At 71.1% G+C, this 20,978-nt stretch carries 19 protein-coding genes; 10 read left to right on the top strand and 9 right to left on the bottom strand.

The genetic code is table 11. From position 1 onward, the window contains the following. Nucleotides 1-10 precede the first annotated feature (10 nt). Both ABZ318_RS16195 and ABZ318_RS16190 read right to left on the bottom strand, forming a co-directional pair. Entirely contained in the window at nucleotides 11-424 is a 414-nt protein-coding gene (locus tag ABZ318_RS16195; RefSeq protein WP_356903096.1) for a VOC family protein, read from the bottom strand. 112 nt (nucleotides 425-536) lie between these two features. Continuing rightward, complete coding sequence (locus ABZ318_RS16190) at nucleotides 537-980, bottom strand: group III truncated hemoglobin (protein ID WP_356903095.1); 444 nt, start codon at nucleotides 978-980, stop codon at nucleotides 537-539. A gap of 412 nt (nucleotides 981-1,392) precedes the next feature. Here ABZ318_RS16190 and ABZ318_RS16185 point away from each other — a divergent pair, with 412 nt between their 5' ends. Further along, complete coding sequence (locus tag ABZ318_RS16185) at nucleotides 1,393-2,550, top strand: alkaline phosphatase PhoX (RefSeq protein ID WP_356903093.1); 1,158 nt, start codon at nucleotides 1,393-1,395, stop codon at nucleotides 2,548-2,550. A gap of 59 nt (nucleotides 2,551-2,609) precedes the next feature. On the opposite strand, the gene ABZ318_RS16180 is transcribed toward ABZ318_RS16185, so the two are convergent. From ABZ318_RS16180 to dusB, 3 genes are all read right to left on the bottom strand, one after another. Beyond that, nucleotides 2,610-3,644, bottom strand: coding sequence for a helix-turn-helix domain-containing protein (locus ABZ318_RS16180; RefSeq protein WP_356903092.1), 1,035 nt, complete (start codon nucleotides 3,642-3,644; stop codon nucleotides 2,610-2,612). 495 nt (nucleotides 3,645-4,139) lie between these two features. Next, on the bottom strand, nucleotides 4,140-6,851 hold the full coding sequence (gene ppdK, locus ABZ318_RS16175; RefSeq protein WP_356903091.1) for a pyruvate, phosphate dikinase: 2,712 nt from the start codon (nucleotides 6,849-6,851) through the stop codon (nucleotides 4,140-4,142). Nucleotides 6,852-7,208: 357 nt separating this feature from the next. Next, on the bottom strand, nucleotides 7,209-8,345 hold the full coding sequence (gene dusB, locus ABZ318_RS16170) for a tRNA dihydrouridine synthase DusB (protein WP_356903090.1): 1,137 nt from the start codon (nucleotides 8,343-8,345) through the stop codon (nucleotides 7,209-7,211). Nucleotides 8,346-8,397: 52 nt separating this feature from the next. Between dusB and ABZ318_RS16165 the strand changes: the two genes are divergently transcribed. Continuing rightward, on the top strand, nucleotides 8,398-9,882 hold the full coding sequence (locus ABZ318_RS16165; protein ID WP_356903089.1) for an MFS transporter: 1,485 nt from the start codon (nucleotides 8,398-8,400) through the stop codon (nucleotides 9,880-9,882). On the opposite strand, the gene ABZ318_RS16160 is transcribed toward ABZ318_RS16165, so the two are convergent. After that, nucleotides 9,858-10,760, bottom strand: coding sequence for a helix-turn-helix domain-containing protein (locus ABZ318_RS16160; protein WP_356903088.1), 903 nt, complete (start codon nucleotides 10,758-10,760; stop codon nucleotides 9,858-9,860). The two genes, ABZ318_RS16165 and ABZ318_RS16160, sit on opposite strands and share 25 nt — an antisense overlap. Before the next feature lie 101 nt (nucleotides 10,761-10,861). On the opposite strand from ABZ318_RS16160, the gene ABZ318_RS16155 reads away from it, so the two are divergent. The 4 genes from ABZ318_RS16155 (at nucleotide 10,862) to ABZ318_RS16140 (ending at nucleotide 14,818) form a co-directional block, all read left to right on the top strand. After that, nucleotides 10,862-12,304, top strand: coding sequence for an MFS transporter (locus ABZ318_RS16155; RefSeq protein WP_356903087.1), 1,443 nt, complete (start codon nucleotides 10,862-10,864; stop codon nucleotides 12,302-12,304). Between the two features lie 53 nt (nucleotides 12,305-12,357). Continuing rightward, on the top strand, nucleotides 12,358-13,401 hold the full coding sequence (locus tag ABZ318_RS16150; protein WP_356903086.1) for an aldo/keto reductase: 1,044 nt from the start codon (nucleotides 12,358-12,360) through the stop codon (nucleotides 13,399-13,401). Between the two features lie 16 nt (nucleotides 13,402-13,417). Then, complete coding sequence (locus ABZ318_RS16145) at nucleotides 13,418-14,008, top strand: TetR/AcrR family transcriptional regulator (RefSeq protein ID WP_356903085.1); 591 nt, start codon at nucleotides 13,418-13,420, stop codon at nucleotides 14,006-14,008. Nucleotides 14,009-14,122: 114 nt separating this feature from the next. Next, nucleotides 14,123-14,818, top strand: coding sequence for a VC0807 family protein (locus ABZ318_RS16140; protein WP_356903084.1), 696 nt, complete (start codon nucleotides 14,123-14,125; stop codon nucleotides 14,816-14,818). Nucleotides 14,819-14,887: 69 nt separating this feature from the next. Here the strand turns inward: ABZ318_RS16140 and ABZ318_RS16135 are convergent, their stop codons facing one another. Beyond that, nucleotides 14,888-16,267, bottom strand: coding sequence for a glycine--tRNA ligase (locus ABZ318_RS16135; protein ID WP_356903083.1), 1,380 nt, complete (start codon nucleotides 16,265-16,267; stop codon nucleotides 14,888-14,890). 154 nt (nucleotides 16,268-16,421) lie between these two features. Between ABZ318_RS16135 and ABZ318_RS16130 the strand changes: the two genes are divergently transcribed. The 4 genes from ABZ318_RS16130 to ABZ318_RS16115 all read left to right on the top strand — a co-directional run bounded on the left by ABZ318_RS16130 (nucleotide 16,422) and on the right by ABZ318_RS16115 (nucleotide 19,559). Beyond that, nucleotides 16,422-17,390, top strand: a complete 969-nt coding sequence (locus ABZ318_RS16130) for a metal ABC transporter substrate-binding protein (protein ID WP_356903082.1) — start codon at nucleotides 16,422-16,424, stop codon at nucleotides 17,388-17,390. Nucleotides 17,391-17,413: 23 nt separating this feature from the next. After that, nucleotides 17,414-18,178, top strand: coding sequence for a metal ABC transporter ATP-binding protein (locus ABZ318_RS16125; RefSeq protein WP_356903080.1), 765 nt, complete (start codon nucleotides 17,414-17,416; stop codon nucleotides 18,176-18,178). A 2-nt stretch (nucleotides 18,179-18,180) separates the two neighbouring features. Continuing rightward, nucleotides 18,181-19,077 carry a metal ABC transporter permease gene (locus tag ABZ318_RS16120; RefSeq protein ID WP_356903079.1) on the top strand — a complete coding sequence of 299 codons (897 nt, stop codon included), beginning with the start codon at nucleotides 18,181-18,183 and terminating at the stop codon, nucleotides 19,075-19,077. 71 nt (nucleotides 19,078-19,148) lie between these two features. Beyond that, entirely contained in the window at nucleotides 19,149-19,559 is a 411-nt protein-coding gene (locus ABZ318_RS16115) for a Fur family transcriptional regulator (protein ID WP_093876193.1), read from the top strand. A gap of 58 nt (nucleotides 19,560-19,617) precedes the next feature. Here the strand turns inward: ABZ318_RS16115 and ABZ318_RS16110 are convergent, their stop codons facing one another. Continuing rightward, entirely contained in the window at nucleotides 19,618-19,836 is a 219-nt protein-coding gene (locus tag ABZ318_RS16110) for a YcxB family protein (RefSeq protein WP_356903078.1), read from the bottom strand. Between the two features lie 313 nt (nucleotides 19,837-20,149). Further along, nucleotides 20,150-20,974 carry an isoprenyl transferase gene (locus ABZ318_RS16105; protein WP_356903077.1) on the bottom strand — a complete coding sequence of 275 codons (825 nt, stop codon included), beginning with the start codon at nucleotides 20,972-20,974 and terminating at the stop codon, nucleotides 20,150-20,152. Nucleotides 20,975-20,978 lie beyond the last annotated feature (4 nt).

Raw genomic sequence — 20,978 nt, 5'->3', positions numbered from 1 at the left:
CTCCGGGCGCTCAGCCCTGGACGGCCGCCGGGTCCATCCAGAAGACCTCCCAGTGGTGGCCGTCCAGGTCGGTGAAGGAGCGGCCGTACATGAAGTCCATCTCCAGCGGCTCCTTCGCCGGGCCGCCGCCGGCCGCGAGGGCGGCGTCGGCGAGCCGGTCGCACTTCTCCCGGCTCTCCGCGCTCAGCGTGACCAGGACCTCGGTGGTCCTGGTCGCGTCGGCGACCTCCTTGCCGGGGGCCATGAACGACGTGAACTTGGGCTCTTCGAGGAGCATCACGAAGATCGTGTCGCTGATGACCACGCAGGCCGTGGTCTCGTCGCTGAACTGCGGGTTCGAGGAGTAGCCGAGCTTCTCGAAGAAGGCCTTGCTGGCGTCGACGTCCTTGACGGGCAGGTTCACGAAGATCATCTGGGGGGCCATGGCGCTCTCTCTTCCGTCGTGCGGTGCTGTCGAGAGGTAAGACGGCCCCGCCCCTCGGAACTCATCGCCCCCGAAGAAACTTTTCTCCCCTCGCTCCCGGAGAGTCCTTCGCTCAGGCCACGGAGCGCAGTGCGAGGGCCGCCAGCGGGACGAAGCCGCCGCCCGTGCCCTCCGTCGACCCGTCGCCCAGCCGCCTCAGCATGGCCAGGGCGATCCGCTCGCCCTGCGCCTTGGCCCGCTCGGCCCGGGGCCCGCTGTGGAGTCCGTCGACGCTCGCGCGCCAGAGCTGCACCCAGCGGCCGAAGTGGGCGGCGGTGAGCGGCCGGGCGGTGTGCAGGGCGGCGTGCGGGGCGAAGGCGTCGCGGCCGTAGTCGGCGGTACGGAAGAGGGCGCGCTCCCAGAAGTCGGTGATGCGCGGCAGGTGGACCTCCAGGTCGGTCCCGGCGATCTCGGTGAAGAAGGGCCCGATCAGCGGATCGGCGAAGGCGGCGCCGTAGAAGCGCCGCAGCAGCACGTCGAGGTCGTGGCGGTCGCCGATGTCGGGGGTCTCACGCATGCCCCCAGTGTGCCCCGCCGCCGGGCGGGGCCCCAGTGCCGAAGGTCCCCCAGGTCGTGGACCTCCAGGCCGTCGCCGTGGAACAGCAGGGCGCGGCGGGTGCCGTCCCGGCGGCTCTCGTAGACGTCGCCGTTGACCAGGCTCCGGGCTCCGGGCTCCGGGCTCCGGGCTCCGGGCAGCCGTACGGAACCGCTCAGGTGCGCGTGAATCGACATGGCGGGAACCTGGCGGGTGTCTTGTCGATCAGGCCGGGCTCGCGACGCCTGGCACCGCGCCCCGCACCGACAGCAAGACCCCGTCTCCCCGTCACCGCTCGTTGACGCGCAGTCAACTCCGTACTCCTAGGTTCCGGAAGCGCGCGACCCCGTCGCCGACCGGTGCGGCGGGGCACCACCCTTCTCGGGAGTGAGACGTGGAGCGACGCACTTTCCTGCGTGGAGCGGTCATCGGCACCTCGGCCGCCGCCTTCGGCGGCAGCCTGTGGCAGAGCGCGGCCGTCGCCGCCCCCGCCCAGCCCGGCGCCGGCCCGTACGGGGCGCTCGGCGCGGCCGACGCGAACGGCATCCAGCTGCCGGCCGGGTTCAGCAGCCGGGTGATCGCCCGGTCCGGCCAGACCGTGACCGGCACCTCGTACGCCTGGCACAGCGCCCCCGACGGCGGCGCCTGCTTCGCCGACGGCACCGGCTGGATCTACGTCTCGAACTCGGAGATCAACCCCGGCGGCGGCGCGAGCGCGGTGCGGTTCGACTCGGCGGGCGCGATCACCGGCGCGTACCGCATCCTCTCCGGCACCCGCCAGAACTGCGCCGGTGGCAAGACCCCGTGGAACACCTGGCTGTCCTGCGAGGAGGTGTCCCTCGGCTACGTCTACGAGACGAACCCGTGGGGCGGCACCGCCACCCGCCGGGACGCGATGGGCCGGTTCAAGCACGAGGCGGCGGCCGCCGACCCGGTGCGCCGGGTGGTCTACCTGACCGAGGACGAGACGGACGGCTGCTTCTACCGCTTCGTCCCCACCGCCTGGGGCGACCTCTCCTCCGGCACCCTCCAGGTCTTCACGGCCGGCACCGGCACGTCCGGCACCTTCGGCTGGCAGAACGTGCCGGACCCGGACGGCTCCCCGACCACCACCCGCACCCAGGTCTCCGGCGCCAAGCACTTCAACGGCGGCGAGGGCTGCCACTACGCGAACGACACCGTCTGGTTCACCACCAAGGGCGACAACCGGGTCTGGCAGGTGAACCTCGCCGCCGGCACGTACGAGCTGGCCTACGACGACTCGCTGGTCGTCGGCGGCGGCGCCCCGCTGACCGGCGTCGACAACATCACCGGCTCCTCCTCCGGCGACCTGTACGTCGCCGAGGACGGCGGCACCATGGAGATCTGCCTGATCACGCCGGACGACGTCGTGACGCCGTTCCTGCGGATCAACGGCCAGTCCGGCTCCGAGATCACCGGACCGGCCTTCTCCCCCGACGGCACGCGCCTGTACTTCTCCAGCCAGCGCGGCACGACCGGCAGCTCCTCGGGCGGCATCACCTACGAGGTGAAGGGCCCGTTCCGCGCGTAGCCGCGAGGTGAAGGGCCCGCTCCGCACCCGGTGACGGGGCGGGCCTTCTCCGCGCGTAGCTATGGCGTGACCTGCCCGTTCCGCGCGTAGCCGCCCGGGTAGCAGCGCAGGTCCACCGCTCGCTGGGCGCCGCCGAGCAGGGCGGCGCCCAGCGGCGTCAGCGTGTGCAGGACCGCGTTGCCGTGGCGGAGGGTCGCGATGAGCCCGGCCTCGCGCAGCACGCCCGCGTGCTGGCTGGCCGAGGCCAGCGACACCCCGGCCCTGCGGGCCAGCTCACTGGTCGTCCCGCCGTCCCCGATGGCGTGCAGGACGGCCGAGCGGGTCTGGCCGACCAGCTTGGCCAGCGAGGAGCCGCCCGGCGCGCGGACGGTCGGCGCCTCGCCGTGCGTGACGGGGTAGACGAGGACCGGCGGCAGCGCGGGGTCGCGCAGCACCACCGGGGTCCCCCGGCAGAAGAACGAGGGCTGGAGCAGCAGCCCGCGCCCGTCGAGGTGGACGTCCCGGTCGACCGGGTAGTCCGCCTCCAGGACGGGCGCGCGCCAGCGCAGCATCGGCGGCAGCGAGGCGAGCAGCTCCTCGGCGCCGCCGTCCAGGAGGGCCCGGCCGCGGCGGGCCCGGTCGGCCTCGACGCGGGCCCGGATGTGCGGCCAGTACGGTTCGATCGCGGCCCGGTGGTAGCCGCGCAGGGCCCCCACGAGCCGGTCGAAGGGCTCCGCCCCGCCGTCGGCGAGGGCGCGCAGCGAGTGGGGCACGGTCCGGCCGCCGGAGCGGTCGGCGGCGAGCAGCGAGAGTTCGCCGCGCAGCCGGCCGGGGTCGGTGGCGCGGATCGCCTGGAGGCCCTCGTCGAGGCCGTGGACGCCTTCGGCGGGCGTCAGGAAGTCGGGGAAATAGCCGCGGCTGGGAACGAGCGCGGCGAGGAGCCGGGTCTCGCCGCCGAGCCGCATCCGGGCGTCGGAGCGCCATTCTCCGTACACGACGGAGCCGCGCCGGTCCCTTAAACGGTGAAAGCTCAGAATCGTTTCCCACAGAACGTCCGGCCGGGCGGCCGTCCGCACTCCCGCCAAGTCGTCTCCGGTGAAATGAATCCGCAGCATGAACGTCCCCACCTGTGCACTCGCAACCACCCCCGACGACGAGTATGCACAGCATCACTGCACGTTACCAGGGTGTTTCAGCCACAGTTGAAAGGCATCGCGGCGATCAGGGGGGAACCGAAAAGCTGTACGGGTCGGGCAGGAAACCTTCAGGACCGAGGTGACGTGGTGAAGACCGTGGGGGGCTTTGCCCGTCCGGCGGCGGTCGGCGAGGTTGTGGCTCACCTGCCCGGCATCGGTAAAGGGCGCGGCCTCCGGGTGGGGATCCGGAGGCCGCGCCGCCCCGTTCTTTGCGCCGAGGAATCCAACAAGTTCAATGGCCAATAATCCAATCAGCCGCAATTGAACATTGACTCACATCAGCTCGACCAACAAACGAACAAAGAACGGGACGGACACCTCCGCACAAAGGTGTCCGTCCCGTCTCTTTTGTGAATCCGGAGCCGCCGCCCGTCGGTGAGGGTCAAGGCGTGACCGACGGCGGCCCCGGTGGACTCAGCGGCTGTCGCTGCCCTTCGCCTCGGCCGCGGCGCGGCCGGCCTCCAGGCGCGCCACCGGAATCCGGAAGGGCGAGCAGGAGACGTAGTCGAGGCCGACCTCGTGGAAGAAGTGCACCGACTCCGGGTCACCGCCGTGCTCGCCGCAGACACCGAGCTTGATGTCGGGGCGGGTGGCCCGGCCGGCCTGGACGGCGCTGCGCACGAGCGCGCCGACGCCGTCCTTGTCGATGGTCTCGAAGGGGCTGACGCCGAAGATGCCCTTCTCCAGGTACGCGGTGAAGAACGAGGCCTCCACGTCGTCGCGGGAGAAGCCCCACACCGTCTGCGTCAGGTCGTTCGTGCCGAAGGAGAAGAACTCCGCGGCCTCGGCGATCTGACCGGCGGTCACGGCGGCGCGCGGCAGCTCGATCATGGTGCCGAGCGCGAGCTTCAGCTCGACGCCGGTCTGCGCCTGGACCTCGGCGATGACCTGCTCGGCCTCCTCGCGGACGATCTCCAGCTCCTGGACGGTGCCGACGAGCGGGATCATGATCTCGGCGCGCGGGTCGCCCTTGGCGTCGATGCGGTGGGCCGCGGCCTCCGCGATCGCCCGGACCTGCATGGTGAACAGGCCGGGGATGACCAGGCCGAGGCGGACACCGCGCAGACCCAGCATCGGGTTCTGCTCGTGCAGCCGGTGCACGGCCTGGAGCAGGCGCAGGTCGTTCTCGTGCGGCTCCTTGCGGGACTCGGCGAGGGCGACGCGCACCGACAGCTCGGTGATGTCGGGCAGGAACTCGTGCAGCGGCGGGTCGAGCAGGCGGACCGTGACGGGCAGCCCGTCCATGGCCTCGAAGAGCTCGATGAAGTCCTGCTTCTGCAGCGGGAGCAGCGCCTTCAGCGAGTCGTCGCGCTCGGCGTCCGTGTCGGCGAGGATGAGCCGCTCGACGTACTGGCGGCGCTCGCCGAGGAACATGTGCTCGGTGCGGCACAGGCCGATGCCCTGGGCGCCGAAGCGGCGGGCGCGCGAGGCGTCCTCGGCGTTGTCGGCGTTGGCGCGGACGCGGAGGCGGCGGACGCGGTCGGCGTAGGCCATGATCCGGTGGACGGCGGCGACGAGCTCGTCGGCGTCGTCGGCGCCGGCGTGCATGCGGCCCTCGAAGTACTCGACGACCGGGGACGGCACGACGGGTACCTCACCGAGGTAGACCTTGCCGGTGGAGCCGTCGATGGAGACGACGTCGCCCTCCTCGACGACCTGGCCGTCGGCCGTGGTCATCCGGCGGCGCTTGGTGTCGACCTCCAGCTCCTCGGCGCCGCAGACACAGGTCTTGCCCATGCCGCGGGCGACGACGGCGGCGTGGGAGGTCTTGCCGCCGCGGGAGGTGAGGATGCCCTCGGCGGCGATCATGCCGTCCAGGTCGTCCGGGTTGGTCTCGCGGCGGATCAGGATGACCTTCTCGCCGGAGCGAGACCACTTGACGGCCGTGTACGAGTCGAAGACGGCCTTGCCGACGGCGGCGCCCGGGGAGGCGGCGATGCCGCGCCCGATCTGCTCGACCTTGGCGTTCTCGTCGAACTTGGGGAACATCAGCTGGGCGAGCTGGGCGCCGGTGACGCGCTGGAGCGCCTCGGCCTCGTCGATCAGGCCCTGGTCCACGAGCTGCGTGGCGATGCGGAAGGCGGCACCGGCGGTGCGCTTGCCGACGCGGGTCTGGAGCATCCAGAGCTGGCCGCGCTCGATGGTGAACTCGATGTCGCAGAGATCCTTGTAGTGGGTCTCCAGCGTCTCCATGATGTGCATGAGCTGGTCGTACGACTTCTTGTCGATCGACTCGAGGTCGGCCAGCGGCACGGTGTTGCGGATGCCGGCGACGACGTCCTCGCCCTGCGCGTTCTGCAGGTAGTCGCCGTAGACGCCCTGGTGGCCGGAGGCGGGGTCGCGGGTGAAGGCGACGCCGGTGCCGGAGTCCGGGCCGAGGTTGCCGAAGACCATCGAGCAGACGTTGACGGCGGTGCCGAGGTCGCCCGGGATGCGCTCCTGGCGGCGGTACAGCTTGGCGCGGTCCGTGTTCCAGGAGTTGAAGACGGCCTCGATGGCGAGGTCCATCTGCTCGCGCGGGTCCTGCGGGAAGTCGCGGCCGGTCTGGGCCTTCACGATCTTCTTGAAGTGCTTGACGACCTTCTTGAGGTCGGCGGCGTCCAGGTCGGTGTCGCTGGCGACCTTCTTCGCGGCCTTGGCCTCGTCGAGGGCCTCCTCGAAGAGCTCGCCGTCGACGCCGAGGACGGTCTTGCCGAACATCTGGATCAGCCGGCGGTACGAGTCCCACGCGAAGCGGTCGTTGTCGGCCTGGCGGGCGAGGCCGTTCACGGACTCGTCGGAGAGGCCGATGTTGAGGACGGTGTCCATCATGCCCGGCATGGAGAACTTCGCGCCCGAGCGGACGGAGACGAGCAGCGGGTCGTCGGCCTGGCCGAGCTTCTTGCCCATCTTCTGCTCGAGGGCGTCGAGGTGGGCGGTCACCTCGTCGCGGAGCTCGACCGGCTCCGAGCCGCTCTCGAGGTAGACCTTGCACGCCTCGGTGGTGATCGTGAAGCCCGGAGGCACCGGCAGGCCGAGGTTGGTCATCTCGGCGAGGTTGGCGCCCTTGCCACCGAGCAGGTCCTTCAGGTCCCTGTTGCCCTCGGTGAAGTCGTACACGAACTTCTGATCAATGTTTCCCGACACGGGTCTCGACTCCTCGACGACTCGGTTGGCTGCCCTGACGGCGAGGAACATACCCAGATCGAAGGCTTCTAGGGAGGTACGCCTGCCGGTCACACGGTCTTAACCACCCATCCGCCAGCACTTCGAAAGTTACCGATGCGAAGTATCCGGTTTCACGGCCCGAAGGCCAGTTGACCCAAACCAGGAAGGAGACGCTCTTATGAGCGCCCAATCGAGCATTTGCGTTCAACTCTTGAATGCAAAAGGGGTGGCACCCAGTGCCACCCCTTCAGGCTGTACAACCGACCCCGATGTGCTCATCTGAGCGCAACCCCCCTCAGGGGTGGCGAGGATCACTCCCCCGGGAGGGGCTGAATCTCAGCCTCCGGACGTGTCCAGCTCGGCGTCCTCGCTCACTCCGGCGCAGTCGTACGGGTCCTTCAGCCACCCATCCGGCAGGACAACCCGGTTGTTTCCGGACGTACGACCCCGGGGGCCGTCCGCACCCACCGGCCACGGCTGGTCCAGGTCGAGCTCGCTCAACTGAGCACGCAGCTCGTCCAGGGAAGAGGTGATCGCGAGCTTCTTGCGCATCTCGGAGCCGACCGCGAAGCCCTTCAGGTACCAGGCCACGTGCTTGCGGAAGTCGATGACACCGCGTGCCTCGTCGCCCAGCCACTCGCCGAGCAGCCGCGCGTGCCTCACCATCGCGTCCGCGACCTCCCGGAGGCCGGGCTGCGCGTAGGCGCCCGTACCCTCGAAGCCCGCCACCAGGTCCCCGAAGAGCCAGGGGCGGCCCAGGCAGCCGCGGCCCACGACGACGCCGTCGCAGCCCGTCTCGCGCATCATCCGCAGGGCGTCGTCCGCCGACCAGATGTCGCCGTTGCCGAGCACCGGGATCTCCGGCACGTGCTCCTTGAGCCGCGCGATCGCGTCCCAGTCGGCCGTGCCGCCGTAGTGCTGCGCCGCCGTCCGCCCGTGCAGGGCGATCGCCGTGACGCCCTCCTCGACCGCGATCCGCCCCGCGTCGAGGTAGGTGATGTGGTCGTCGTCGATGCCCTTGCGCATCTTCATCGTGACCGGCAGGTCGCCCGCGTTGCCCACGGCCTCGTTCAGGATCGCCCGCAGCAGCGGCCGCTTGTAGGGCAGGGCCGAGCCGCCGCCCTTCCGCGTCACCTTGGGGACCGGGCAGCCGAAGTTCAGGTCGATGTGGTCGGCCAGGTCCTCGTCGACGATCATCCGCACGGCCTTGCCGACCGTCACCGGATCGACCCCGTACAGCTGGATCGAGCGCGGCTTCTCCGTCTCGTCGAAGCGGATGAGCTGCATCGTCTTCTCGTTGCGCTCGACCAGGGCGCGCGTCGTGATCATCTCGCTCACGAACAGCCCCTTGCCGCCGCTGAACTCACGACAGAGGGTACGGAAGGGGGCGTTGGTGATGCCGGCCATGGGGGCGAGCACCACCGGGGGCTGCACGATGTGCGGCCCGATGGCGAGAGGGGTGAACGCGGTCATTGGGCCATTGTCCCGCACTGCGGAGTTTCTTAGACAGCCATACGATCCGCACATGCCCGAGCTCACACGCGGTCGCCGCCTCGTCGTCCTCGCGATCTGCTGCATGAGCCTGCTGATCGTCAGCCTGGACAACACCGCCCTCAACGTCGCCCTGCCCGCCATGCGCCGCGACCTCGGCGCCACCGTCGCCGGCATGCAGTGGACGATCGACGCCTACACCCTGGTCCTCGCCTCCCTGCTGATGCTCGCCGGCTCCACCGCCGACCGGATCGGCCGCCGCAAGGTCTTCGTCACCGGCCTGACCGTCTTCGCGCTCGGCTCGCTGCTCTGCTCCCTCGCGCCGAACCTGGAGGCCCTCATCGCCTTCCGGGCGGTCCAGGCCGTGGGCGGCTCGATGCTGAACCCGGTCGCCATGTCGATCATCACCAACACCTTCACGGACCCGGCGGCACGCGCGCGTGCCATCGGGGTCTGGGGCGGGGTCGTCGGCGTCTCCATGGCCGCCGGACCCCTGGTGGGCGGGGTGCTCGTCCAGTCGGTCGGCTGGCGGGCGATCTTCTGGGTGAACCTGCCGGTCGCCCTCGCCGCCCTGCTCCTGACCCTGCGGTACGTCCCCGAGTCCCGCGCGCCCCGGCCCCGGCGCCCCGACCCCGTCGGACAGGTCCTGGTGACGGCACTCCTCGGCTCGCTCACGTACGCGATCATCGAGACCGACCCGCTCTTCGCCGGGATCGCGGCCGTGGCGCTCGCCGGTCTCCTCCTCTACGAGCCCCGGCGCCGCGAGCCCCTGATCGACCTGCGGTTCTTCCGCAGCGCGCCGTTCGGCGGGGCCACCGTCATCGCGGTCTGCGCCTTCGCCTCGCTCGGCGGCTTCCTCTTCCTCAACACGCTGTACCTCCAGGACGTGCGCGGGCTCTCCCCGCTGTCCGCCGGACTCTGGATGCTGCCGATGGCCGGCATGACCTTCGTCTTCGCCCCGCTGTCGGGGCGGCTCACGGCGGCGCGCGGGCCGCGCGCCTCGCTGCTGCTCGCGGGGACGGCGATGGCGGCCGGGCCGCTGCTCTTCGCGGCCTTCGCCGCCGAGACGAGCGACGCGCTGCTCTTCACCGGGTACGTGGTCTTCGGCATCGGCTTCGGCCTGGTGAACGCCCCGATCACGAACACCGCCGTCTCCGGGATGCCCCGCGCGCAGGCCGGGGTGGCGGCGGCGGTGGCCTCGACGAGCCGCCAGGTCGGGCAGACGCTGGGGGTCGCGGTGATCGGCACGGTCCTGGCGGCGGGGGTCGGCGCCGTGCCGCACGCGGACGCGTTCGTGGCGGCGGCCCGCCCGGGCTACTGGATCATCACGGGCTGCGGGCTCGCCGTCCTGGCGGTCGGCGCGCTGACCAGCGGTCCGTGGGCCCGGCGCACGGCGGAGCGGACGGCACGGTGCCTGGCGTCCGAGGACGGCCGGGAGGAGACCAGGGAGGGCGGCGGGGAGGAGACCCGGGAGGGCGGCAGGGAGGGCGGCCCTCAGACCGCCGTCAGCACGCCCTGAGCCGCCCGCTCCCGGACCACCAGGTCGAGGAGGCGGGCGACGCCGTCCTGGGTGGCGTCGTCCACGGGGACGTACGTGACGAGGCGCATCCCGGCGTTCGGGCCGAGCCAGAGGTTGGTGTGCTCGAAGCTGAGGAGACCCACGCGGGCGTTGCGGATGATCTTCACGCGGCCGCCGGGGGCGACCACCTCGTGCCGGGCCCAGAGCTCCCGGAACTCGGGCGAGGCCTCTTCGAGGCGGCGTACGAGCTCCTTCCAGGCGGGCTCGGCCAGGTGCTCGGCCATGGCGGCGCGGAGCTTCCCGGCGAGCGCGCGCATGACCTCGGGCAGGTCGGTGACGGAGGCCCGGAAGTCCTCGTTGGTGAAGGCCAGCCAGAGGGAGTTGCGGTCCTCGCGGGGCAGCGCGTCGAGGTCGCAGAAGAGCTGCCCGAAGGTGCGGTTGTGGGCGAGGAAGTCGTAGCGGCTGTTCTGGATCGCGGCGGGCACGGGCTCCAGCTGGTCGAGCAGCCGGCGCAGGGTGGGCGTGACGGCGGAGCAGGACGCCTCGGGGTGCGGGTCCGCGGCTCCGGCGAGGGCGAAGAGGTGGCTGCGCTCGGTCGGGTCGAGCAGCAGGGCTCCGGCGAGGGCGTCCAGGACCTGCGGGGAGACCTGGATGTCGCGGGCCTGTTCGAGCCAGGTGTACCAGGTGACGCCGACGGCGGAGAGGTGCGCGACCTCCTCGCGGCGCAGGCCGGGGGTGCGGCGGCGCCGGCCCCGGGGCAGGCCGGCCTGTTCGGGGGTGATGCGCTCGCGCCGGCTGCGCAGGAAGGCCGCCAGTTCGTGGCGCCGCACGTCGGTCTCGCTCGGTGCCTCGGGTCCGCTCATCGCCATGACGGTCATGCCTCCAGGGTGCCGGGGTGGTCAGCCGGTTTCCAGGTAGTGCTTGTACCAGGATAAAGACACTCTGGTACCAGGCTGAGCGGAGGCGGAGGCTCGGTCGCGTGACTACGACCTCCACCCCCGTCCGCACCGCGGCCCCGGCCGGCCGCCAGGCGCCGCCCGCGGCGCTCGGCGCCCTCGGCCTGTTCACCGTCCTCCTCGGCGCCGCGCTCCCCCTCATCGACTTCTTCATCGTCAACGTCGCCCTGCCGTCCATCGACCACGACCTGGCCGCGGGACCGGCGCTCCTGGAGCTGGTCGTCGCCGGGTACGGCCTGGCGTACTCGGTGCTGCTCGTCCTCGGCGGGCGCCTCGGCGACCTCTTCGGCCGCCGGCGCCTCTTCCTCGTCGGCATGGCCGCCTTCGGCCTGACCTCGCTCGCCTGCGGGCTCGCCCCGGACGCCTGGACCCTGGTCGCGGCCCGGGTGGCCCAGGGCGCGGCGGCGGCGCTGATGCTGCCGCAGGTGCTCGCGACCATCCACTCCTCGACGGAGGGGCCGCGCCGGGCACGGGCGCTGAGCCTGTACGGGGCGACGGCCGGTCTCGCGATGGCGGGCGGCCAGATCCTGGGCGGGGTGCTGGTGACCGCCGACATCGCGGGCTCCGGCTGGCGCGCGGTGTTCCTGGTGAACGTGCCGGTGGCGGTGGCGGGTCTGGTCCTCGCCCTGCGTACCGTGCCGGAGACCCGTTCGGACCGTCCGGCGCCGGTGGACGTGCCGGGCACGCTGCTCCTGGTGCTGGCGCTGCTGGCCCTGCTCGCGCCGCTGACGGAGGGCCGGGCGGCGGGCTGGCCGCTGTGGACCTGGGTGTCGCTCGCGCTGTTCCCGTTCGCGGCGGGGGCCTTCTGGTGGGTGGAGCGGCGGGCGGACCGCCGGGGCGCCGTGCCGCTGGTCCCGCCGAGTCTGCTCGCCCTGGTCCCGCTGCGGCGCGGGCTGATGGTGGTGCTGCCGCTCTCGCTGGGCTTCAGCGGCTTCCTGTTCGCGGTCGCGGTGGCGCTCCAGCAGGGCCTGCAGACGGGTGCGGTGGCCTCGGGCATGGCGATCGTGCCGATGGCGCTGGCGTTCTTCGGCGCCTCGCTGGCGGGGCCGCGGCTCGTGCGGCGCTGGGGCACCCGGGTGGTGCCGGTGGGGGCCCTGCTCCAGGGGCTCGGGGTGGCCGCCATCGCGTGGTCGGTGGGGCACGACTGGCAGGGGCTCTCTGTGTGGGACCTGGTGCCGGGCATGGCGGTGGCGGGTCTCGGTCAGGGGCTCCAGCTGCCGGTGCTGTTCCGGGTGGTGCTGTCCGAGGTCCCGTCGGAGCGGGCGGGCGTGGGCAGCGGGGTCATGGTGACCACGCAGCAGTCGGCGCTGACGCTGGGCGTGGCGACGCTGGGTTCGCTCTTCCTGTCGCTGGCCTCGTCGCCGGCGGAGATGGGGACGGCGCTGAGGACGACGCTCCTGGTCCAGCTGGGGGTGGTGGCGCTGACGCTGCTGCTGAGCCTGCGCCTGCCCCGTACCGTGAAGTGATAGATGGAGTGACAGATATTGAAATCTGTCATCGGTCATGTCATGATTGTTCCATGACCACGACACCGAAGAGCCCCATCTCCAAGACCTCCGTCCCCACCCGCCCGCTCGGCACCACCGGCCCCGCCGTCTCCGCGCTCGGCCTCGGCTGCATGGGCATGTCCGCGCTGTACGGCGAGAGCGACCGCGCGGAGTCGATCGCGACGATCCACGCGGCCCTGGACGCCGGGGTCACCCTGCTCGACACCGGCGACTTCTACGGGATGGGCCACAACGAGCTGCTGATCAACGAGGCGCTGCGCACGGCGCCGGCGGCCGCCCGCGAACGGGCGCTGACAAGCGTGAAGTTCGGCGCCCTGCGCACGGTCGAGGGCGGCTTCACCGGCTACGACGGCCGCCCGGCCGCGGTGAGGAACTTCGCGGCGTACTCGCTCCAGCGCCTCGGCACCGACCACATCGACGTCTACCGGATCGCCCGCGTCGACCCGGACGTGCCGATCGAGGAGACCGTCGGCGCCATCGCCGAGCTGGTCGAGGCCGGGCACGTCCGACACATCGGCCTCTCCGAGGTCGGCGCGGACACCCTGCGCCGGGCGGCGGCCGTCGCCCCGATCGCGGACCTCCAGATCGAGTACTCGCTGATCTCCCGGGGCATCGAGGACAAGATCCTGCCGACCGCCCGCGAACTGGGCATCGGCATCACCGCGTACGGAGTCCTCTCCCGCGGCCTGATCAGCGGCCACTTCACCCGGGACCGCGAACTGGCCCCGGGCGACTTCCGCGGCTTCAGCCCGCGCTTCCAGGGCGAGAACCTCGGCCGGAACCTGGACCTGGTGGACCGGCTGCGCGCGGTCGCCGAGGCCAAGGGCGTCACGGTCGCGCAGACCGCGATCGCCTGGGTCCTGGCGCAGGGTCAGGACATCGTGCCCCTAGTCGGCGCCCGCCGCCGGGACCGGCTCGCGGAGGCGCTCGGCGCCCTGGACGTCACACTCGACGCCGCCGACCTGGCCGCCGTCGAGGAGGCCGTCCCGGCGGGCGCGGCGGTCGGCGCCCGCTACCCGGAGGCCCAGATGGCCCACCTGGACAGCGAGCACTGACGGGTACTGTCGTCACATGGCCGCCACCGAGACCCTGACCGCAGAGCGCATCCTCGAAGCCACCGAGGAGGTGCTGCGACGCTACGGCCCGGCGAAGGCGACCGTCGTCGACGTGGCCCGGGTCCTCGGCGTCAGTCACGGCAGCGTCTACCGCCACTTCCGCACGAAGGCGGCGCTGCGCGAGGCGGTCACGGAGAGGTGGCTGGAGCGGACGATCGTCGCGCTCGGGCCGTACGTCGAGGCCGGGGGTCCGGCGGACGAGCGGCTGACTGACTGGCTCGCGGCCCTCTTCGCCCTGAAGCGCAAGAAGGCGGGCGGCGACCCGGAGCTGATGGCCACCTTCCAGGTGCTGATCGGCGAGAACAGCGCGGTGGTCGACCGGCACGAGGAGCATCTCGTCGAGCAGATCGCGCGCATCCTGGAGGACGGTCACCGCGAGGGCCTGTTCGCGGCGCCGGAGCGGGACTTCACGAGCACGGCGCGCGCCGTCTTCCACGCCACGGACCGCTTCCACAACCCGGCGCACGCGGCCGACTGGTCGGCTCCGGAGGTCGAGGGCGCGTTCACGGCGGTCGTCTCCCTGGTCCAGCGAGCACTACGGGCCTGAAAACCTCCCGTTTTGAAGATCATTTGGCGTGGAGTTTCCCCTTCCCTGTCCGGTGCATGACTAGCGTTCTCCCGCACCGCGACCGCAAGACCGTGAAAGCACCCAGGGGGAACCATGTCCACACCCGCCAAGCCGGCCCGATCGGGCGGGGCCTCCGCGATCGGGTGGGTCCTCACCATCGGCCTCAACGTCGTCGCGCCGATCGTCACGTACAACACGCTGACGGAGGACCACGGTTGGTCCGAGTTCTCCGCCCTGCTCCTCAGCAGCGCGTGGCCGGTCCTCGACACCGCGATCATGGTCGCCTGGCGCCGCAAGATCGACGAGTTCGCCATGGTCACCCTGGTCTTCCTGGTGATCACGGCCGTGGTCTCGCTGGTCGGCGCCCACACCGCCCGCGCGCTCCTGATCAAGGACTCGTCGGTCACGGGCCTGTTCGGCCTGCTCTGCCTGGGGACGCTGCTCGCCCCGCGCCCGCTGATGTTCTACTTCGGCCGCAAGTTCGCGACCGACGGGACCCCGACGAGCACGGCCTGGTGGAACGGCATGTGGCAGTTCGAGGGCTTCCGCTCCACCATGCGCACGATGACGCTGGTGTGGGGCGTGGCGTACGTGGCGGAGGCGCTGGTCCGCATCGCCCTCGCGTACGTGCTGCCGACCAAAACCATGGTCACGCTCAGCCCGATCATGATCTACGGAGTCCTCGGCGCCCTCGGCGTCTGGACGGCCTGGTTCGGGAAGCGCCGCGCGGCAGAGGGGGCCCGGCGCCAGGCGGAGGCGGAGGCCGCCGCCGCGACCGCGACCGCCTGACGTACGAGACGCGGGAAAGCCCCCGGTTCCGAGACGGAACCGGGGGCTTTCCCGTGCAGACGATCAGATTCAGCAGCCCAGCAGACGGCTGCCCAGGTAGCCCTGGATCTGGTCGAGGGAGACGCGCTCCTGCTTCATGGTGTCGCGCTCGCGCACGGTCACCGCGTTGTCGTCGAGGGTGTCGAAGTCGACGGTCACGCAGAACGGGGTGCCGATCTCGTCCTGACGGCGGTAGCGGCGGCCGATGGCGCCGGCGTCGTCGAACTCGATGTTCCAGTTCTGGCGCAGGTCCGCCGCGAGGCCCTTGGCCTTCGGGGAGAGCTGCGCGTTGCGGGAGAGCGGGAGGACCGCGACCTTGACCGGGGCCAGGCGGTGGTCGAGGCGCAGCACCGTGCGCTTCTCCATGACGCCCTTGGCGTTCGGGGCCTCGTCCTCGATGTACGCGTCGAGCAGGAAGGCCAGCATGGCGCGGCCGACACCGGCGGCGGGCTCGATGACGTACGGCGTGTAGCGCTCGTTGGACTCCTGGTCCAGGAACGACAGGTTGGCGCCGGAGGCCTTGGAGTGGGCGCTCAGGTCGTAGTCGGTGCGGTTGGCGACGCCCTCCAGCTCGCCCCACTCGCTGCCGCCGAAGGAGAAGCGGTACTCGATGTCGGCGGTGCGCTTCGAGTAGTGGGAGAGCTTCTCCTTCGGGTGCTCGTACCAGCGCATGTTCTCCTCACGGAGACCCAGGCCGGTGTACCAGTTCCAGCGCTGCTCCATCCAGTACTCCTGCCACTGCTCGTCCTCGCCCGGCTTGACGAAGAACTCCATCTCCATCTGCTCGAACTCGCGCGTGCGGAAGATGAAGTTGCCCGGAGTGATCTCGTTCCGGAAGGACTTGCCCATCTGCGCGATGCCGAACGGGGGCTTCTTGCGCGCGGTGGTCTGCACCTGGGCGAAGTTGGTGAAGATGCCCTGGGCGGTCTCGGGACGCAGGTACGCGACGGAGCCGGTGTCCTGGGTCGGGCCGAGGTGCGTGGAGAGCAGGCCGGAGAACTGCTTGGGCTCGGTGAAGGTGCCCTTGTTGCCGCAGTTGGGGCAGTTGAGGTCGGTGAGGCTCTCGGGGAGACGGCCGTGCTTCTCCTCGTACGCCTCCTCCAGGTGGTCGGCGCGGAAGCGCTTGTGACAGGAGGTGCACTCGGTCAGCGGGTCGGTGAAGGTCGCGACGTGACCGGAGGCCTCCCAGACCTCGGTGGCCAGGATGACCGACGAGTCGATGCCGACGACGTCCTCGCGCGAGGTGACCATGTAGCGCCACCACTGACGCTTGAGGTTCTCCTTGAGCTCGACGCCCAGGTGTCCGTAGTCCCAGGCGGCGCGCTGACCGCCGTAGATCTCACTGCAGGGGAAAACAAAGCCACGGCGCTTGCTCAGGCTGACGATGGTGTCGATCTTGTCGGCGGCCACGGTGCTCTCTTCATTACGACGACGAAGTGCGAATGCCACAGGTTACCGGCGCCCGCGGCCCTTGAATCAAATCGGTTCCGCGCCGGGCCCCGGTGACCCGGAGCACAGGTAAGGCAATTGACAACCGTTTCCAGTTTTGTTGAAAATGAGTGTCATGAACGTACGCCGCCTGATACCCACCACCGCCCTCGCCGGAGCCGTCGCGCTCGGCATCGTCTCCCTCTCCGCCTGCTCCGGGACCTCCGACGCCGCGGACAAGGGGAGCGACGGCAAGCTGGACGTGGTGGCGTCGTTCTACCCCGTGCAGTACCTGGCCGAGCAGATAGGCGGCGGCCACGTCGCCGTCAACACGCTCACCAGGCCGGGCGTCGAGCCGCACGACCTGGAGCTCAAGCCGAAGCAGATCGGCGAGCTCGGCGAGGCCGACGTCATCCTCTACCTCAAGGGCATCCAGCCCGCCGTCGACGACGCCATCGCCCAGGCCGGCGTGAAGAACACCGTCGACGCCGCCACCCTGACGAAGCTCGAAAAGCACGGCACCGAGGTCGGCCACGACCACGGCCACGGCGAGGCGGGCCACGAGGACCACGAGTCCGAGGCCGGCGCCGACCCCCACGTCTGGCTCGACCCCGTGAAGTACGCCGAGGTCGCCAAGGGCGTCGGCAGCGCCCTGGAGAAGGCCGACCCGGCGAACGCCGCCGACTACCGGAAGAACACCGACGCCCTGGTGAAGAAGCTCGGCGCCCTGAACACCGAGTTCGAGACGGGCCTGAAGAACACCGCCACGAAGACCTTCATCACCACCCACTCCGCCTTCGGCTACCTCGCCGAGCGCTACGGCCTGGAGCAGGAGGGCATCTCCGGCATGGACCCCGAGTCCGAGCCGAGCCCCGCCCGCATCAAGGAACTCCAGGACATCGCCGAGCACGACAAGGTCTCCACCGTCTTCTTCGAGACCCTCGCGAGCGACGAGACCGCGAAGACCCTCGCGACCGACACCGGCCTGAAGACCGACGTCCTCGACCCCCTCGAGGGAATCACGGGCAAGTCCAAGGGCGATGACTACATCGAGGTCATGCAGTCCAACCTCGCCGCGCTGAAGAAGGCCCTCGGCGCCAAGTGACCACAGCACAGCAGGAGGCACTCGTGAGCGACGAGCCCGTCCTTTCCGTCCGCGGAGCCACGGCGGCCCTCGGCGCCCGCCCCGTCCTCCGGGGCGTCGACCTCACCGTCCACCGCGGCGAGGTCGTCGCCCTGCTCGGCGCCAACGGCTCCGGCAAGTCCACCGCCGTCCGCGCGGTCATCGGCCAGGTCCCGCTGACCGGCGGCACCATCGAGCTGTTCGGCACCGAGCGGAAGCGGTTCCGCGACTGGGCCCGCGTCGGCTACGTGCCGCAGCGCACCACCGCGGCGAGCGGTGTCCCCGCGACCGTCCGCGAGGTCGTCTCCTCCGGCCGGCTCTCCCGCCGCAGGTTCGGCCTCATGACGAAGGCCGACCGCGCCGCGACGGTCCGGGCCCTGGAGCTGGTCGGCCTCGCCGACCGCGCCGCCGACTCCGTCTCCGCCCTCTCCGGCGGCCAGCACCAGCGGGTCCTGATCGCCCGCGCGCTCGCCTCCGAGCCCGAACTCCTGATCATGGACGAGCCGATGGCGGGCGTCGACCTGGGCAGCCAGGAGATCCTCGCCGCCGCCCTGCGCGAACAGGTCGCCTGCGGCACCTCCGTCCTCCTCGTCCTGCACGAGCTGGGCCCCCTGGAGCCGCTCATCGACCGCGCGGTCGTCCTGCGCGACGGCTGCGTCGTCCACGACGGCCCGCCGCCCGAGGCCCTCGGCCAGCACGCGCTGCCCGGCCACGACCACGTACATCCGCACGCGGCCGACGAGCCGCTCCGCACGGGACTGCTGACCTGATCATGGACTTCCTCGAACCTGCCTTCATGCAGCGGGCGCTCCTCGCGGCCGTCCTCGTCGGCATCACCGCGCCCGCCGTCGGCATCTACCTCGTCCAGCGCCGCCAGGCCCTCATGGGCGACGGCATCGGCCACGTCGCCATGACGGGCGTCGGCCTCGGCTTCCTGCTGAACTCCAGCCCCGTCTGGATGGCGACCCTCGTCGCCGTCGCGGGCTCCGTCGCCATGGAGCTGATCCGGGCGTACGGCAAGACCCGCGGCGACCTCGCGCTCGCCCTGCTCTTCTACGGCGGCATGGCCGGCGGCGTCCTGCTGATCAACCTCTCGCCGACCGGCTCCAACGCCAACCTCAGCTCGTACCTCTTCGGCTCGCTCTCCACCGTCTCGACAGCGGACATCACCGCGATCAGCGTCCTCGCCGCCTTCGTGGTCCTGGTCACGGTCGGCCTGCGCCGCCAGCTCTTCGCCGTCAGCCAGGACGAGGAGTTCGCCCGGGTCACCGGCCTGCCCGTGCGCGCCCTGAACCTGCTCATCGCGGTCACCGCCGCGGTGACCGTCACGGTCGCCATGCGGGTCGTCGGCCTGCTGCTGGTCAGCGCCCTCATGGTGGTGCCGGTGGCGGCCGCCCAGCAGCTGTCGAAGTCCTTCCGCGCGACCTTCGTCCTCGCCGTGGCGACCGGCATCACGGTCACCCTGGCGGGTACGGTCACCTCGTACTACCAGGACGTGCCGCCCGGCGCGACGATCGTCCTGTACGCGATCGGGATCTTCATCGTCCTGACCCTGCTGGCCACCCCGCTCGCCAAGCGACGGGCCAAGGCCGCCGCGCAGGCGACCGCGGACTGCGACACCCGTTGCGTTCCGGCCACCCGTCGGCCGACGGACGACGTGAAGGTCTGATCCTCGACTGATCCCGGGGGTACGGGGGGCTGGCAGAATGGCGGGGCAGACAAGCATCCAAGGAGGCCCCCGTGGCGACGGCAGGACCCCCCGTACGCGGCCGCTCGACCAAGCAGCGGGCCGCAGTGTCGGCGGCACTGAACGAGGTGGACGAGTTCCGCAGCGCCCAGGAGCTGCACGACATGCTCAAGCACCGCGGCGACTCCGTCGGCCTCACCACCGTCTACCGCACGCTCCAGTCCCTCGCGGACGCGGGCGAGGTGGACGCGCTGCGCACCAGCGACGGCGAGACGGTCTACCGCCGCTGCTCGACCGGCGACCACCACCACCATCTGGTCTGCCGCGTCTGCGGCAAGGCCGTGGAGGTGGAGGGCCCGATGGTGGAGCAGTGGGCCGAGACGATCGCGTCGGAGCACGGCTTCGTGAACGTGGCGCACACGGTCGAGATCTTCGGCACGTGCGCGGAGTGCGCCGAGAAGTGACCTGACATACGAAAGGGCCCGCGCCGAAGCGATTCGGTGCGGGCCCTTCGCATGCGCGTCACATGCGGGTGACGTTCCGGTCCAGGACCTGGCGGAGCCGATCGACCCCGTCCGCGTCGGCGAAGCCCCGCTTGGGCAGGGCGGCCACTCCGACACCGCCCTTGTCGCCTGTGAGCAGCACGAACTGCGTGGCCGTCTCGGTGTACCGGGACAGGAACTGCCAGCGGTGGACGACCTCGCTGTCGCGGGTGGTCCAGCGCACGCCGTCCTCGTCCACGCGGGCCCGGAACTCCCCTGCCGTCCGATCAGGGCGTACATCTGCCGGACGGTGACCCACCGCACGAGCGGCCCGAGGGCCACGAGCAGCAGCACGAGCCCCGCCATGCGCACGGCCCCCGCGGGCTTCGGGTCACCGGGCCCGAACAGCTCCAGGACCACCACGAGGGCCGCCAGGACCGCGACGGTCCGCGCCACCCGCGGCAGCCACCGGTACCAGCCGTGCCTCATCTGCACGCGGACGGCGTCGGCCACGTCGGCGCGCGTCGGTGTGTAGACCAGCTCCATCGTCCCCCCTCGGTCCCGGCCGGAGCCTACGCCTTGTCGAGGACGGCGAGGTCGGCCGGGTCGACGCCGCCGAAGCGGCGGTCGCGCTGGGCGTACTCGACGCAGGCCCGCCACAGGTCGCGGCGGTCGAAGTCGGGCCACAGCACGTCCTGGAAGACCATCTCGGCGTACGCGCTCTGCCAGATCAGGTAGTTGGAGGTGCGCTGCTCGCCGCTGGGCCGCAGGAACAGGTCCACGTCCGGCATGTCCGGGTAGTACAGGTACTTCTGGATGGTCTTCTCGGTGATCTTCGCCGGGTCGAGCCGGCCGGCCTTCACGTCCTCGGCCATCGCCTGCGCCGCGTCCGTGAGCTCCGCGCGACCGCCGTAGTTCATGCAGAAGTACAGCGTCAGCTTCGTGTTGTCCTTGGTCTGCTCCTGGGCGATCTGGAGCTCCTTGGCGACCGACTTCCACAGCTTGGGCATCCGGCCCACCCAGCGCACGCGGATGCCGAGCTCGTCGAGCTGGTCACGCGTCTTGCGGATGAAGTCGCGGTTGAAGTTCATCAGGAAGCGCACCTCCTCGGGCGAGCGCTTCCAGTTCTCGGTGGAGAAGGCGTACAGCGAGATCGCCCCCACGCCCATCTCGATCGCGCCCTGGAGCACGTCGAGCACCTGCTCGGCGCCGACCTTGTGCCCCTCGGTGCGCGGCAGGCCGCGCTCCTTGGCCCAGCGGCCGTTGCCGTCCATGACGATCGCGACGTGCTCCGGAACCAGCTCGGTCTGGAGCCTCGGCGGGCGTGCACCGGACGGGTGCGGCTCGGGGGTCCTGTACTCCCGACGCTGGCGCCCGAGGAGTCGTGCGATGGCCATGGGT

Source organism: Streptomyces sp. NPDC006197 (assembly GCF_040613865.1).
Taxonomy (GTDB): Bacteria; Actinomycetota; Actinomycetes; order Streptomycetales; family Streptomycetaceae; genus Streptomyces.
Note: the sequence above shows the minus strand (reverse complement) of the source record. Positions and strands in the feature narration are given on the sequence as shown.